Origin of the sequence: Achromobacter sp. ACM05, from assembly GCF_019218915.1 — a bacterium.
Taxonomy (GTDB): domain Bacteria; phylum Pseudomonadota; class Gammaproteobacteria; order Burkholderiales; family Burkholderiaceae_B; genus Achromobacter; species Achromobacter animicus.
Genome location: NZ_JAHUWQ010000005.1, coordinates 21,846 through 36,668, shown reverse-complemented (window position 1 = coordinate 36,668; position 14,823 = coordinate 21,846). Strand labels below are relative to the sequence as shown.

The 14,823-nt window shown below is 67.0% G+C and carries 12 protein-coding genes; 3 read left to right on the top strand and 9 right to left on the bottom strand.

Translation table 11 applies throughout. From position 1 onward, the window contains the following. Positions 1-25 precede the first annotated feature (25 nt). The 9 genes from KW836_RS24840 to KW836_RS24800 all read right to left on the bottom strand — a co-directional run bounded on the left by KW836_RS24840 (position 26) and on the right by KW836_RS24800 (position 8,454). A complete protein-coding gene (locus KW836_RS24840) occupies positions 26-700 on the bottom strand; it encodes an amino acid ABC transporter permease (protein WP_062838418.1) in 675 nt (224 codons plus the stop codon). A 112-nt stretch (positions 701-812) separates the two neighbouring features. Further along, a complete protein-coding gene (locus KW836_RS24835) occupies positions 813-1,490 on the bottom strand; it encodes an amino acid ABC transporter permease (RefSeq protein ID WP_062838417.1) in 678 nt (225 codons plus the stop codon). A 20-nt stretch (positions 1,491-1,510) separates the two neighbouring features. After that, positions 1,511-2,257, bottom strand: a complete 747-nt coding sequence (locus KW836_RS24830; RefSeq protein ID WP_255596245.1) for an amino acid ABC transporter ATP-binding protein — start codon at positions 2,255-2,257, stop codon at positions 1,511-1,513. A gap of 73 nt (positions 2,258-2,330) precedes the next feature. After that, the gene (locus KW836_RS24825) at positions 2,331-3,185 is read right to left on the bottom strand and encodes a transporter substrate-binding domain-containing protein (RefSeq protein WP_191576512.1); all 855 of its coding nucleotides are present in this window, start codon (positions 3,183-3,185) and stop codon (positions 2,331-2,333) included. Between the two features lie 10 nt (positions 3,186-3,195). After that, positions 3,196-4,143 carry an N-carbamoyl-D-amino-acid hydrolase gene (locus tag KW836_RS24820; RefSeq protein ID WP_056567078.1) on the bottom strand — a complete coding sequence of 316 codons (948 nt, stop codon included), beginning with the start codon at positions 4,141-4,143 and terminating at the stop codon, positions 3,196-3,198. Positions 4,144-4,165: 22 nt separating this feature from the next. Next, on the bottom strand, positions 4,166-5,644 hold the full coding sequence (gene hydA, locus KW836_RS24815) for a dihydropyrimidinase (protein ID WP_056567076.1): 1,479 nt from the start codon (positions 5,642-5,644) through the stop codon (positions 4,166-4,168). A gap of 28 nt (positions 5,645-5,672) precedes the next feature. Then, positions 5,673-6,452 (bottom strand): SDR family oxidoreductase, encoded by a 780-nt coding sequence (locus KW836_RS24810; RefSeq protein ID WP_175138737.1) that lies wholly within the window; start codon positions 6,450-6,452, stop codon positions 5,673-5,675. Positions 6,453-6,465: 13 nt separating this feature from the next. Next, on the bottom strand, positions 6,466-7,392 hold the full coding sequence (locus KW836_RS24805) for a dihydrodipicolinate synthase family protein (RefSeq protein WP_218345062.1): 927 nt from the start codon (positions 7,390-7,392) through the stop codon (positions 6,466-6,468). Between the two features lie 120 nt (positions 7,393-7,512). After that, positions 7,513-8,454, bottom strand: a complete 942-nt coding sequence (locus tag KW836_RS24800; protein ID WP_218345061.1) for a LysR substrate-binding domain-containing protein — start codon at positions 8,452-8,454, stop codon at positions 7,513-7,515. A 161-nt stretch (positions 8,455-8,615) separates the two neighbouring features. Here KW836_RS24800 and KW836_RS24795 point away from each other — a divergent pair, with 161 nt between their 5' ends. From KW836_RS24795 to hrpA, 3 genes are all read left to right on the top strand, one after another. Further along, positions 8,616-9,296, top strand: coding sequence for an aspartate/glutamate racemase family protein (locus KW836_RS24795; RefSeq protein WP_218345060.1), 681 nt, complete (start codon positions 8,616-8,618; stop codon positions 9,294-9,296). A 7-nt stretch (positions 9,297-9,303) separates the two neighbouring features. Beyond that, positions 9,304-10,713 (top strand): FAD-binding oxidoreductase, encoded by a 1,410-nt coding sequence (locus KW836_RS24790; protein WP_218345059.1) that lies wholly within the window; start codon positions 9,304-9,306, stop codon positions 10,711-10,713. Positions 10,714-10,797: 84 nt separating this feature from the next. Further along, the gene (hrpA, locus tag KW836_RS24785; RefSeq protein ID WP_218345058.1) at positions 10,798-14,802 is read left to right on the top strand and encodes an ATP-dependent RNA helicase HrpA; all 4,005 of its coding nucleotides are present in this window, start codon (positions 10,798-10,800) and stop codon (positions 14,800-14,802) included. Positions 14,803-14,823: the final 21 nt, after the last annotated feature.

The following is a 14,823-nucleotide window of genomic DNA, read 5'->3' as shown; positions in this document are numbered from 1 at the left end:
CGCACTGGCCGCCGCGCTAAAAGGGTCAATGCCGGGAAAGCTGCCGGTGTTCCAGCCGGCTGAGCAGCCGCACCACCGGCCACAGCAGCGCCAGGTAGAACAGCGCCGCCAGCACGATGGGCGACGGGTTGTAGACCAGCGACTGGGCGTCGCGCGCCACCCGAAGCAGTTCCGGCAGCGCCACGGCGCTGGCCAGCGTGGTCAGCTTGACCACTTCGAGCGTGTTGCTGATGAGATCCGGCATGACGTTGCGCGTGGCCTGCGGAATCTGCACGTGCCACATCGTCTGCCAGGCGGACAGGCCGGTTGAGCGCGCCGCCTCGATCTGCCCGCGCGGCACGCTTTCCAGCCCGGCACGGAAGACCTCGCCGTAATAGGACGAATTGTTCAGCATGAAGCCCACGGCCACCGCCAGCAGCTTGGGCAGATCCAGGCCCAGGAACGGCGCCCCGAAGTAAATGAAGATCAGCAGCACCAGCGGTGGCAACGCGCGGAAGAAGTCGATGTAGATGGCCAGCAGCACGCGCGACCAGCGGGCTTTCAGCGTGACGGACAGCACGCCGATGAGCAGTCCCGAGGCCAGTCCCACCGGGATCACCATGGCCGACAGCATCAGCGTGCGCCCCAGCCCCTGCAAGAGGTACGGCGCGACGCTGACATAGATGTTCAGATTGAAGAAATTCTGCAGGATTTCGTCCATGCGGTTCCCCTGGGGCCCGTTCGGGGCTCCCTTGTTGTGCCGGGCGGGTGTGATCGGCCTTGCTTCCCGCCCGATATGTATTCGTAAAGATGCGTCCGGTCAGTGCTTCCCGTCAGTGTTTCCACTTGAAGCGCGTTTCGGTCCAGCGTCCCAGCACGACCACGGGCAGGAAGATCAGCAGGCACGCCACCGCAGCCAAGGTGAGCGGCGTGGCGTTGCCCGCGTTGCTACTGGCCGATTGGGCGTTGTTGAGCACTTCGCTCAAACCCACGACCGAACCCAGCGCGGTGCTCTTCGTAATGGCGATGACCCGGTTGGTCAGCGGCGCGACCGTCAGCCGCATCGCCTGCGGCATCACGACATACACCATGCTCTGCAGCCAGTTCAGCCCGGTGGAGCGTGCCGCCTCGGCCTGGCCGCGCGGCACGGACAGAATGCCTGCCCAGAAGATTTCCTCGGCGAACGCGGCCAATACCAGCGACAGCGACAGCCAACACGCCATGAACGCCGACATCGACAGGTTGATGTACGGGAACGCGAAGAACAACACCATGATCACCACCAGCGGCGGCAGCGCGCGCAGGATGTCGGCAAAGCAGATGATCAGGAAGTTCACCGGCCGGATACGCAGCGCACGCACCACGGCCAGCACCAGGCCAAGCGCCACGCCGGTCGCGGCAACCGCCACGCCCAATTGCAGCGTGACCCACATGCCGGCCAGGATGTCGGGCAGGTAGCGCCAGGCGACCTCAGCGTTGAAAAACGAGAACAGCAGGGCATTCAGATCCATGGAGCGCTCTTCAAACCGCCTTACGCGGCATGTTCCGCCATGCTGGCCAGAAAGGCCTGGGTGCGGGGTTGTCGGGGGGCGCCAAAGACGTCCTGCGGCGGGCCTTGCTCGACGATCACCCCGCCGTCCATGAACACCACCCGGTCGGCCGCCGCGCGGGCAAAGCCCATTTCGTGGCTGACCACCATCATCGTCATGCCGTCGCGCTTCAGTTCTCGCATCACGTTCAGCACGCTGCCCACCAGCTCCGGATCCAGCGCGCTGGTGGGCTCGTCGAACAGCACCACTTTGGGCCGCAGCGCCAGCGACCGCGCGATCCCCACTCGCTGTTGCTGGCCGCCGGACAACTGGTCGGGATAGGCGCTGGCCTTGTCGGCCAGTCCCACACGATCCAGCGCCTCCAAGCCGCGGCGGTCGGCTTCGGCGCGCGCCAGTTTCTGCACCTTGCGCAGCGCCAGCGTGATGTTCGACAGCACGGACATGTGGCGGTACAGGTTGAAGTGCTGGAACACCATGCCGATGTTCTGGCGGATGCGGTTCAACTCGGCCGACGGGGCGGTGATCTCCTCGCCGTCGACGTGGATGCTGCCGGCGGTCGGCTCCTCCAGCCGGTTGCAGCAGCGCAGGAGGCTGCTCTTGCCCGAGCCGGACGGGCCGATCATGAAGACCAGTTCGCCGCGGCTCACGTCCAGGTCGATCCCCTTGAGGACCGCATTGTCGCCATAGGACTTGTGCAGCCCGGCGATTTTCAGGATCGGCGTTTCCATCGAAAGCTCCTCAATGCGAGGGCAGTGGCCGCGTGGCGGCTCCTTACCCAGTCGTTGGCGGTGCGTCGGAAAATCAGCTGCAGCGCAGCTCGACCGGCTGGGCGTCGTAGCCCGGCAGGTCCGGCACGCCCTGGCCCGGCGTCACAGTGACCGCCGCCGTACCCGCTGCAGGCGTGAAGCCGAACCACTTCTGCGCCAGCTTGGAGACCGTGCCGTCCTGCTTCAGGCACTTGAGCGCCATGGACACGCGGTCGCGGCCCGCTTTGTCGTCCAGCCGGAACGCCAGCGCCCAGACGAGGCCCGTCTTGATCGTGTAGCTGGTGCGCACGGCCGGATTCTGCTTGGCGGCCCAGGCGGCGACCGTGTTGCCGGCCAGGTTGGCGTCCGCGCGGCCGGCCTGCACCGCCTGCACCGCGTCGGCGTTGGAGGCGTACACGTCGTACGTGAAGCCGTACTTGGCCGCGTTGTCGCGCGCCCAGTTCTCGTAGGCCGATCCCTTGTTGACCGCCAGCTTCCTGCCCTTCAGGTCATCCAGGCCCTTGATGTCCTTGCCGTTCTTGCCGATCACGAAGGTGTAGTCGGTGTTGAGGTACCCCTCGGAAAACAGCAGGGCGCGGGCGCGTTCCTCGGTGGCCGTGGTGGGCGCCAGCACGAAGTCGTATTTCTTGGCGTTCAGGCCCGGGATCAGCGCGGCGTACTCGGTGCCTTCGATCTTGATGGTGGTGCCCAGCTGCTTGGCGATGGCTTGGCCCAGTTCGATGTTGAAGCCGTCCAACCCGCCGCCTAGCTTGGGCATGGCGTGGGGGGCAAACGTGGCGTCCACGCCGGTCGTCAGCGGCTGGGCGGCCGCGGCCAGGCTGGCGCCGGCCAGGCACAGCGTGAGGCCGCAGCGGCCGGCAAAAGTCAGGGTGCGGAGAAGGCGGGTCATGACAGGTCCTTTAGGGAAGAGGCGTCTTGCCCAGGGCGGGACCGGCCCCCACGCGCTCGAGTATCAAGCCGTAGTGTTCCGGGCGCCGGTGGGCGGCGAAGTTGAAGATGTGCTGCTTGAAGGTGTCTCCCAGCGCCAGATCGGCCTGGCAGAAAATCACCTCGTCCTCCTCCCCCTGCGCCTGCGCCACGATCTCGCCCGTGGGCGCGACGATGGCCGATCCGGCGATCAGGTGGCTGCCGTCCTCGTTGCCGGCCTTGCCTGCGGCGGCCACCCAGACCGCGTTCTGGTACGCGGCCGCCTGCAGGCTGAGCAGGTGGTGGAACATGCGCAAATGGACCGGTTCGTTCCAGTGGATGTTCAATGACGGCGTGTTGTATCCCAGCGCCACGATCTCGGCGCCCTGCAGCGCCAGCACGCGCCAGGTCTCCGTCCAGCGGCGGTCGTTGCACAGGCACATGCCGATGCGCGTGCCCAGCGTTTCCCAGACGTTGAAGCCGTCGTTGCCGACTTCAAAGAACTTCTTTTCCAGGTGCTGAAACGGCGCCTCGGGCTTGTGGTCGCTGTGGCCCGGAAGATGGATCTTGCGGTAGCGCCCGACGATGCGCGCGTTGGCATCGACCAGGATGCTGGTATTGAAGCGCCGGCCGTCCGAGGCGATCTCGGCGTAGCCCAGGTAAAAGCCGATGCCCAGCTCCCGCGCGGTGTCGAACAGCACGCGGGTCTCGGGGCCGGGCATTTCCTTTTCAAAGTAGCGCGCCATCGCTTCTTCTTCCGTCATCCAGTAGCGTGGAAAGAAGGTGGTCAGCGCCAGTTCCGGAAACACCACCATGCGCGCGCCGCGTCCATGCGCCTCGCGCATCATCGCGAGCAGGCGCGCCACCGCCTGCCGCCGGGTCTCCTCGGGTTGCACCGGACCCATTTGCGCGACCGCCAGGCCGAAGGGACGTTTGCTCATGCCGGGTTCCTTTAGCTATGACTCAGGCGGCGCTATCGGCCGAAAAATACTTGCGCACCAGCGCATTGGGATTGCCGGTCAGGCGCTGGCGCAGTACGGGTTCGGGCGTGCCGCGCTTGATGAAGCGGCCGCTGCCGCGCTCGACATGCAGCTGACCGTTCTCGACGGCGATGCGGCCGCGGCTGATGACCACTTCGGGCCAGCCGCGCACGGTCCGGCCTTCGTAGGGCGTGTAGCCCACGTTGTCGTGCAGCATGGACGCGGAGATCGTCACCTCGCGCTCCGGATTCCAGATCGCAATGTCTGCATCCGCGCCGATCGCGATGGTCCCCTTCTGCGGGTACAGGCCGTAGGTGCGGGCATGATTGGCGGCGGTCAGCGCCACGAAGCGTTCAATCGACATGCGCCCGCCCAGCACGCCTTCGGAAAAGAGCAGGGGCATGCGCACTTCCAGCCCCGGCACCCCGTTGGCCACGTCCTTGAAGGTGGTGGCGTCGCCCTTGGGCAGCTTGCCGCTGGCGTCGAAGCGGTACGGGGCGTGGTCGGACGAATAGATCTGCAAGGTGCCGTCCGTCAGGCCCTGCCAGACGGCTTCTTGCGAGGCCGCATCGCGCGGGGGCGGGCTGCAGCAGAACTTGGCGCCTTCCAGGCCGGGGGCGTCAATGTCATCGGCGGTCAGAAACAGGTACTGCGGGCAGCTTTCCGCGTGGATGGGCAACCCCAGCGCCTGTGACGAGTGCACCACGCGCACCGCTTCCAGTCCCGCGACGTGAACGATCAGGATGGGCACATCCATCATGCGAGCCAGCGTTACGGCGCGATGGGTCGCCTCGCTTTCGGCGAGCGGCGTGTGCGCCACGGCGTGGTACTTGGGCGCCGTCATGCCGCGTTCGGCGAGGCGGCGGGCCACCCAGCGGATCATGTCGTTGTTCTCGGCGTGCACCATGACCAGCGCGCCCTCGCGGTCGGCAACTTCCAACACGTCCAGCAACTGGTAGTCGTCCAGCTTCAGGCGGTCGTACGTCATGAACACCTTGAACGACGTGATGCCGTTCTTGATGAGTTCGGGCAGGTCGTGCTTGAGCGCCTGTTCCGTGGGATCCGACAGGATCAGGTGAAAGCCGTAGTCGATGACCGCCTTTTCCTCGGCGCGGCGGGCGTAATCGGCCACCACCTCCGGCAGCGCGTTGCCGCGGTGCTGGGCCGCGAACGGAATGATGGTGGTGGTGCCGCCGAATGCGGCCGAGACGGTCGCGCTGTAGAAGTCATCGGCGCACATGATGCCCATGCCCGACAGCTGCTCGACGTGGCAGTGGCTGTCGATGCCGCCCGGCAGCACCCAGCGCCCAGCGGCGTCGATGTCCCGGGCGCCCGGCGGCAGGCCCTGTCCCAGTGCGACGATCACGCCGTCGCGCACGCCGATGTCGGCGTGGAAAGTGTCGGTGGCGGTGCTGATGCGGCCGTTGCGGATCGTCAGGTCAAATGCTGCGGTATCGGTCATGGGTAAGGGGTTCCGCGCAAGTAATGGGTCAGAGCGTCCCGGGATAGATGCCGCCGTCCAGCACCAGGTTCTGGCCTGTCATGTAGCCGGCGCGCGCGCCGCACAGGAAGGCGCAGGCGTCGCCGAATTCGGCGGGGTCGCCATAGCGTCCGGCAGGAATGCCCGCCAGCCGGGCGGCCAGCACGTCGTCCACCGTCTTGCCGCTGTCGCGCGCACCGCGTTCGGCGGTCTGGCGCAGGCGATCCGTCAGGAACGGGCCGGGCAGCAGGTTGTTGATCGTGACGCCATGTCGTACCGTCTGACGCGCCAGTCCCGCCACAAAGCCGGTCAGCCCGGCCCGCGCGCCGTTGGACAGGCCCAGGATATCGATCGGCATCTTCACGGCGGCGGACGTGATGTTGACGATGCGGCCAAAGCGGCGCGCGATCATGCCGTCCACCGTGGCGCGGATCAGTGCAATGGGCGTCAGCATGTTGGCGTCCAGCGCGGCAATCCAGTCTTCGCGCGACCACTCGCGAAAGTCCCCAGGCTTTGGCCCGCCCGCGTTGGTGACCAGGATGTCGGGTTCGGGGCAGGCCGCCAGCAGCGCCTGCCTGCCGGCCTCGGTGGTGACGTCGGCCGCCACCGTGACAACCGACGCGCCGGTCTCGCGTCGGATCGCGTCCGCCGCGGCGTCCAGCGTGGTCGTGGTTCGCGCGGCCATCACCAGATTCACGCCTTCGCGCGCCAGAGATAGTGCGCAGGCGTAGCCCAGGCCTTTGCTCGATGCGCACACCAGGGCGTGCTTGCCCTTGATTCCGAGGTCCATGCGTTTGCTCCTTTCAACCCTGCACGGGTTGGCGGCCGGTGGCGCCCAGCGACAGCCCGACGCGCGCGACGGTCGCCTCCAGTTCGGCGGCGGTCACCGGATCGATCCGCATCCCGGGCGCGCGCAGCGCGTGGCTCTTGATGGCGCCGCGGCGCTGATAGACGTACTTGCGCAACGCCAGCCCGATCTTGGGCTGGAACTCGTAGCGGATCAGCGGGCAGTAGCGATCGAAGATCGCGGCAGCCCCGGCGTGGTCGCCACTGGCGTAGCGTTCGTAGATGGCGACCAGGATCTCCGGGAACGCAAAGCCGGTCATCGTGCCGACCGCGCCGCGCTGCAGCTCTTCCAGGAAGTACACGCCGCCCAAGCCGCCGAAGATGGCCATGTCGGCGTCGGGCACGAGTTCGCGGATGCGGCTGATCTTCTGCCCCACCGGCGGCTCTTCCATCTTGATCATGTGCACGCCGCCTTCGCGGCCCAGTCGCGCCACCACCTGGGGGCGGATCTCGGTGCCGAAGGAATCCGGAAAGTCGTGGATCACGACCGGAATCTTCACGGCGTCGGCCACGGCCTTGTAGTAGTCGAACAGCAGAGCATCGCTGGCGTTGTCCAGGGGCGCCGCGAACACGGCCGATGCGCCCAGCTCCTGCGCTTCGCGGGCCTGCTCGATGGCGCCGGCGATGCCATGGGCTCGCACGCCAACCCACACCGGCACGCGGCCGTTCGTGTGCTTGACGAAGGTGTCCAGCACCAGCCGGCGCTCGTCGTTGGACAGCTTGTGCAACTCGCCCAGAAAGCCCAGGATGGCCAGCCCGGTCACGCCGGTTTCAAGCAGGAAGTCGACCAGCGTGCGGATGCTGTCGGCATCGACCCGCAGGGCGTCGTCAAAGGGCGTGGGGCAAATGGTGAAGACGCCTTTGGCGTCGATGGAGGCTGCCATCTTTTCTCCGTCAGGATGCGTGAAAACCGAAATCGGAAGCGACGTTTCGATGTCATCCTAAAGCGGAAGTTTTAGAACTCCACTTGCTTTTTTATTGCCTTGGTATAACAGCCAGTTAAGTCAAGGTTTACCCTTGGCAGGGTTTGCCTGGACGTTTGCGGACAGCTCGAAACCCTGTTCGCAAAGCGTGTGGCGCAGCACGTTGACAAAGGCCTGCGCAAGCTGCGACAACGGTTCGAAGCGCGACTGCACCAGGCTTGCCGTCAGGATTTTTGCCTGGTCGATCGGGCGCACCACAAAGTCGCCTTGCGTGCGGCTCTTGACGGAGAATTCATCGACGATGGCGATGCCCGCACCGGCCTGCACCAGCGAGCACGCGTTCTGCGGCGAACTCACTTCCACCGCCAGCCGGCGGGCCTGTCCCGCCTCGTGGTACATCTGCTCGACCAGCATGCCGAACGGCGTGTCGCCGCCGTACGAAATCAGCGGGTAGGGCAACAGGTCGCCGATGGATAGCAGCGAGCGATGGGCAAGCGGATGGTTGTACGGGCAGATGCAGACCAGCCGTGCCTGGCCGATCGGCTGGGTCAGCAGATTCGGGTGCTGCAAGGGCAGGATCACCACGCCCAGTTCGGCGCGATTGTCGAGCAGCATCTGCGTCAGGGGCTGCTGCGTCAGCGGCTGAAAGGTGACCTTGACGTCGGGGTGCGTTTCGCGAAAGCGGGAGATGGTCAGGGGCACGAGCATGTGGCCGATGCTGGGGCTGGACACCAGATGCAGGATGCCGCTGCGGCGCTCGGACAATTCCGAAGCCAGTTCTTCCACGCGCCGCACGCCGGCATAGACCGTTTCCACTTCGCGAAAGAGCTGCCGGGATTCGGGCGTGGGATACAGCCGGCCCTTGATGCGCTCGAACAGCGCGAAGCCCAGCCGCTGTTCCGTGTGCGACAGCAACCGGCTGACCGCAGGCTGCGACACGAACAGCAGCTTGGCCGCCCCGCTGATCGAACCCGTGGTCATCACCGCCCGGAAAACTTCGATTTGCCGCAGATTCAGTTGCATGGCGCACCCGCTCCGAATTGACGCGACGAGCATAACAAAGGGTTAAGGGCAGCGCACAAATTGACAATACATGCTCAGGCCGCCCGCAGATAGACTGGCGCCGTACCTTGCCCCCGCCCGCGCCAGCGCGGCCCGGGCCCCGCCACCACCAGGACGGACGAATGGAACAGACCCTGTTTGTGATCAATCCCAATTCCACGCAAGCCGTGACGGACGCATTCGACGCGGCGCTGGAGCCGCTGCGCATGGCCGGCGGTCCGCGCATCCAATGCCTGACGCTGGCCGAAGGACCTGCGGGCGTCCAGACGCAGCTCGACGTCGAAAGCGTGACGTTGCCGCTCGCCGCGCTGGTGCGCAAGCTCGATGCGGAGCACGGCGCGGCCGCCGCAGGCTACGTCATCGCCTGCTTCAGCGATCCTGGCCTGCACGCGGTGCGCGAAACCACGCGCAAGCCCGTGCTGGGCATCAGCGAATGCGGCATGCTGACCGCGCTGACGCTGGGCCAGCGCGTTGGTGTGATTGCGATCCTGCGCCAATCGCTGCCGCGCCACGGACGCATGTTCGGCGCGATCGGCCTGTCGGGCCGCGTGGCGGCCGAGCTGCCGCTGGATCTGGGCGTGGTCGAACTGTCGGACGAGGCGCGTACCCGCGAGCGCCTTTTGCACGTGGGCGCGCGGTTGCGCGACGAGCATCAGGCCGACGTGCTGGTGCTGGGCTGCGCCGGCATGGCCGCGTATCGCGGCTGGCTGCAGGCCGAGCTGGGTCTGCCCGTCGTCGAGCCGACACAGGCTGCCGCGGCGATGGCGATCGGCCGCATCCGGCTGAACTGGCACGGCGCCTGAGGCCACCATGCGCAACCACGAACTGATCGAACGGCTGTCGCATCTGGTCGGCGACAACGGGCTGGTGCTGGACGCCGAGGGGCAGGGGCCCTACGTGCGCGACTGGCTGGGCAAGTGGCAGGGCAGCACGCCAGTGGTGGTGCGGCCACGCAACGCCACCGAGGTGTCGGCCGTCATGCGTCTGTGCCATCAGACGCGCACGCCGGTGGTGCCGCAGGGCGGCAATACCGGAATGAGCGGGGGCGCCACGCCCGACGGCAGCGGCGCGCAGGTGATCCTGAGCCTGAACCGCATGAAACGCATCCGCGAGGTCGATCCGGTCAACAACACGCTGTGTGCCGACGCCGGCGTGCTGCTGGCCGACGTGCAGGCCGCCGCGCGCGAGGTCGGGCGGTTTTTCCCGCTGAGTCTGGGCGCGGAGGGCAGCTGCACCATCGGCGGCAATCTGGCCACCAATGCCGGCGGCACCGCGGTGCTGCGCTACGGCAACACGCGCGACCTGGCGCTGGGGTTGGAGGTGGTGCTGCCCGACGGCCGCGTATGGAACGGCCTGCGCGGCCTGCGCAAGGACAACACCGGCTACGACCTCAAGAGTCTCTTCATCGGCTCGGAGGGCACGCTGGGCATCATCACCGGCGCGGTGCTCAAGCTGTATCCCGCGCCGGCGGGCCGCGTGGCGGCGTGGGTGGGGGCGGATACGCCCGCGCAAATCGTGGCGTTATTGAGCCGCATGCAGGGCGTCTGCGGCGAACGGCTGACCGCGTTCGAAATGATGTCGGCGCATTGCCTGGATCTGGTGGTGGCGCACGTCAGCGGCGCGGCCAGTCCGCTGGCCGCCCGCCATGCCTATCACGCGCTTCTGGAACTGTCGGACACCGAGCCCGCCGGCCTGCCCGCCTTGCTGGAAGCGGCGCTCGGCGCGGCGCTGGAGGACGGCGTCATCCAGGACTGCGTCGTTGCAATGAACGACACGCAGGTCCAGACGCTGTGGCGGCTGCGAGAAGGCATCTCGCAGGCGCAGGTGCGCGCGGGCAAGGCGGTCAAGCACGACATCGCGCTGCCCATCTCGCGCCTGGCCGCATTCGTCGAGGAAGCGGATCTGGCGCTGGTGTCGGATTTTCCGGGACTGCCCATCATCAACTTTGGTCACATCGGCGACGGCAACCTGCACTACAACGTGCTGCTGCCGCCGGACGTGGCGCCCGCCGAGTACGCCCGGCTGACCGCGGCGCTGAACCGCCTCGTGCACGACCTGGTGGCGCAGCGCGGCGGCAGCATCAGCGCCGAACACGGCGTGGGCCAATTGCGGCGCGACGAGCTGCGCCGCTACAAGTCGCCGGTTGAAATGGACCTGATGCTGATGATCAAGCGGGCGCTAGATCCCAATCAGCTCATGAACCCCGGCAAGCTGCTGTAGGAGCCCCGCGCGCGGGCAGCCAGGGGCCGCGCGCGCGAAGTCCGCCGGAAATTTATAATGGCGGGCTAATCGGATAAATCCTACATGCCTGAATCCTCCAGCCCGCGGGCGCCGAAGAAGCCGGCGCCGCGCGCCACTGACCGGGAGCAGACCCCGGAAGACGCCCGGCAAAGTGCTCAGCCGGACCCTCGGCAAGCCGCCCGGCAAGCGCCCCGGGCCCGTCCCGAAGGCCGCCCCGCCGCGCCCCGTCCCGAACGGCCCATCCCGGCCGTCACCTACCCCGAAGACCTGCCCGTCAGCGCACGGCGGCAGGAGATCGCGCGCGCCATCGCCGGCCATCAGGTCGTGATCGTCAGCGGCGAAACCGGGTCGGGCAAGACCACGCAGCTTCCGAAGATCTGCCTGGAACTGGGCCGTGGCCGCCAGAAGATGATCGGCCACACGCAGCCGCGCCGCCTGGCGGCGACCTCGGTGGCCAAGCGCATCGCCGAGGAACTGAACACGCCCATGGGCGAAGTCGTCGGCTATCAGGTGCGGTTCAACGACCGCACCGGGCCCAACGCGTCCATCAAGCTGATGACCGACGGCATCCTGCTGGCCGAATCGCAGCGCGATCCGCTGCTGCGCCGCTATGACACGATCATCATCGACGAAGCGCACGAACGCAGCCTTAACATCGACTTCCTGCTGGGCTACCTCAAGCAGCTCTTGCCGCGGCGTCCGGACCTCAAGCTCATCATCACGTCGGCCACCATCGACGCCGAGCGCTTCGCCAGGCACTTTGCCGCGTCGGAAGACAAGCCCGCGCCGGTCATCGAAGTCTCGGGGCGGCTGTATCCCGTGGAAGTGCGCTACCGGCCCGTGCGCGAAGAACCGGCCGCCGACGACAACGCGCCGGCGCCCAACAAGGCCGGGCGCGATCGCGAGCGCATGTCGGGCGACGAAGAGCGCGACCTGATCGACGCCATCGTCGACGCCGTCGACGAATGCGCGCGGCATGGTCCGGGCGACGTGCTGGTGTTCCTGCCCGGCGAACGCGAAATCCGCGAATCGGCCGAAGCGCTGCGCAAGCGGCACCCGGCCGGCACCGAAGTCCTGCCGCTGTTCGCGCGCCTGTCGCAGGCCGAGCAGGAACAGATCTTCCGCCCGCGCGGCAACGCGCGCCGCATCGTGCTGGCCACCAACGTGGCGGAAACCTCGCTGACGGTGCCCGGCATCCGCTTCGTGGTCGACAGCGGCCTGGCCCGCATCAAGCGCTATTCGTGGCGCAACAAGGTCGAACAGCTGCGCATCGAGCCCATCAGCCGCGCCTCGGCCAACCAGCGCGCCGGCCGTTGCGGCCGGGTGGGGCCGGGCGTCTGCATCCGGCTCTACGACGAGCTGGATTTCAACAACCGCGCGGCCTTCACCGATCCCGAAGTGCTGCGCTCGTCGCTGGCGTCGGTCATCCTGCGGATGAAGTCGCTCAAGCTCGACGACATCGAACAATTCCCCTTCGTCGAGGCGCCGCCGGGACGCGCGGTGGCCGACGGCTACCACCTGCTGCAGGAACTGGGCGCCATTGAACTGGCGTCGGCGTCCGACGACGACACGGACGACGGGCGCACGGGCGCGTCTTTTGTCCTGACCCGCACCGGCGATGAGCTGGCCAAGCTGCCCGTGGACCCGCGCATCGGCCGGATGATCCTGGCCGCGCGAGAACACCAGTGCCTGGCCGAAATGCTGATCATCGCCTCGGCGCTGTCCGTGCAGGATCCGCGTGATCGTCCCATGCAGGAGCGCGAGGCCGCCGAGGCCGCGCACGCCAAGTTCGGCGACGACAAGTCCGAGTTCATTTCTTTCCTGAAACTGTGGCGCTGGTATGGCGAGCAGGTGCAGCACAAGGCATCGCAGCGCAAGCTGGTGGGCCTGTTGCGGCAGAACTTCCTGTCGCCCATCCGCCTGCGCGAGTGGCACGACGTGCACACGCAGCTGTCGGCGCTGGTGGGCGAGCAGGGCTGGCGCGTCAATCAGTCCGAAGCCACGTACGAACAGCTGCACATGGCGCTGTTGTCGGGCCTTTTGGGCAACATCGGTTTCAAGAGCGACGAAGGCGGCAGCTACCAGGGCGCGCGCGAAATCCGCTTCCACATCCATCCGGGCTCACGCCTGGTGAAGAAGGCCGGCCGCTGGATCATGGCGGCCGAACTGGTCGAGACCACGCGCCTGTACGCGCGCTGCGTGGCGCGCATCGACCCCGTGTGGCTGGAAAAGGTCGGTGCGCACCTGATCCGCAAGAACTGGTCGGACCCGCGCTGGGAAAAGAAGGCCGGGCAGGTCGTGGCCAACGAGCGGGCCACGCTTTACGGCCTGGCCATCTACACCGGCCGTCGCATTCACTACGGCCGCGTGAATCCCACCCATGCGCGCGAACTCTTCATCCGCCAGGCGCTGGTGCCCGGCGAGATCGACACGCGCCTGCCGTTCGTCGCGCACAACCGCAAGCTCATCGCGGGTATCGAAAAGCTTGAGCACCAGACGCGGCGGCCGGACATCCTGGTCGATGACGAGCTGATCTACGCGTTCTACGACCGGCAGCTTCCCGCCGACATTTCGCAGACCGCATCGCTGGAAAAGTGGGTGAGCGGCCTGGACAAGGCGGCCGCCGCCAAGCTGATGCTGACGCGCGACGAGCTGATGCGGCACGAGGCGGCCGGCGTCACGACCGATGTCTTTCCCAAGAAGGTGGAATGGCAGGGCGTGTCGATGGCGCTGGACTATCACTTCGAACCCGGCTCGCCGCGCGACGGCGTCACGCTGTCGGTGCCGCTGTTCGCGCTGAACCAGATCGATCCCGCGCGCTGCGAGTGGCTGGTGCCCGGCATGCTGAAGGAAAAGGTGCATCTGCTGCTCAAGTCGCTGCCGCAGAAGCTGCGCCGCCACTGCGTGCCGCTGCCCGACTACGCCGCGGGCTTCTACGACCGCTGGTTCGAGCGCCTGGCCGACCCGCAGACGGGGCTGGTGGATGCCATCATCGCCGACATGTGGGACCAGGTGCAGATCCGCCCGGCGGTGGGGGACTTCAAGCTGGAAACCCTGCCGGCGCATCTGTTCATGAACTTCCGCGTCGTGGACGAGCACGGCCGCATGCTGGCCGCCGGCCGCAATCTGGCGCAACTGCGCGCCGAATTCGGCAAGCAGGCTCAAGCCACCTTCCAGCAACTGGCGGCCAGCGACACGCAGGTCGCGCAGGCGCTGGCGCACGAAAACCTGACCTCCTGGTCGTTCGGGCCCTTGCCCGAGATCATGGAGATCAAGCGGCGCGGCCAGTCCGTCATCGGCTATCCGGCCCTGGTGGACCGAGGGGCGCATTGCGACCTGGACGTGTTCGACGATCCCGACGAGGCGCGCAAGCACCATCGCGCGGGCCTCTTGAAACTCTTCCGGCTGGGCCTGCGCGAGCAGGTCAAGTTCCTCGAAAAGAACCTTACCGACCTCACCAAGATCAGCATGCTGTACATGACGCTGGGTACGCAGGAAGAGCTGCGCGACCAGATCATCGACTGCGCGCTGGGGCAGGCGTGTCTTGCCGAGCCCTGGCCGGTGAACGAGCAGCAGTTCGAAGCCCGCCGCGCCGAGGGCAAGGGCCGCTTGGGTCTGCTGGCCCAGGAAGTCGCGCGGCTGGCCGGCGCGGTGCTGACGGAATATGCGGCGCTTCAACGCAAGCTGCCGCAGGCCAAGCCCCACGCGGCCGCATACGCGGATCTGCAGCAGCAACTGGGTGCGCTGATGCCCAAGTGGTTCATCCGCGATACGCCGTACGCGCAGTTGTCGCACTTTCCGCGCTACCTGAAGGCGGCGGTCGCGCGCATCGACAAGCTGCGCGCCGACCCGGCGCGGGACGCAAAGCTGGTGTCGGAAATGGCGCCGCTGGTCACGCAATACCAGCGTGCCCGCGCGGCGCTGAAAGGCGCGGCCGATCCCCGCCTGGACGAATTCCGGTGGCTGCTCGAGGAATTGCGCGTCGCGCTCTTCGCCCAGGAGCTGCGCACGCCGATGCCGGTGTCGGTCAAGCGGCTGATGAAAAGCTGGGAATCGTTGCAACGCTGAGCGCTAGCTGACGCCGCATGC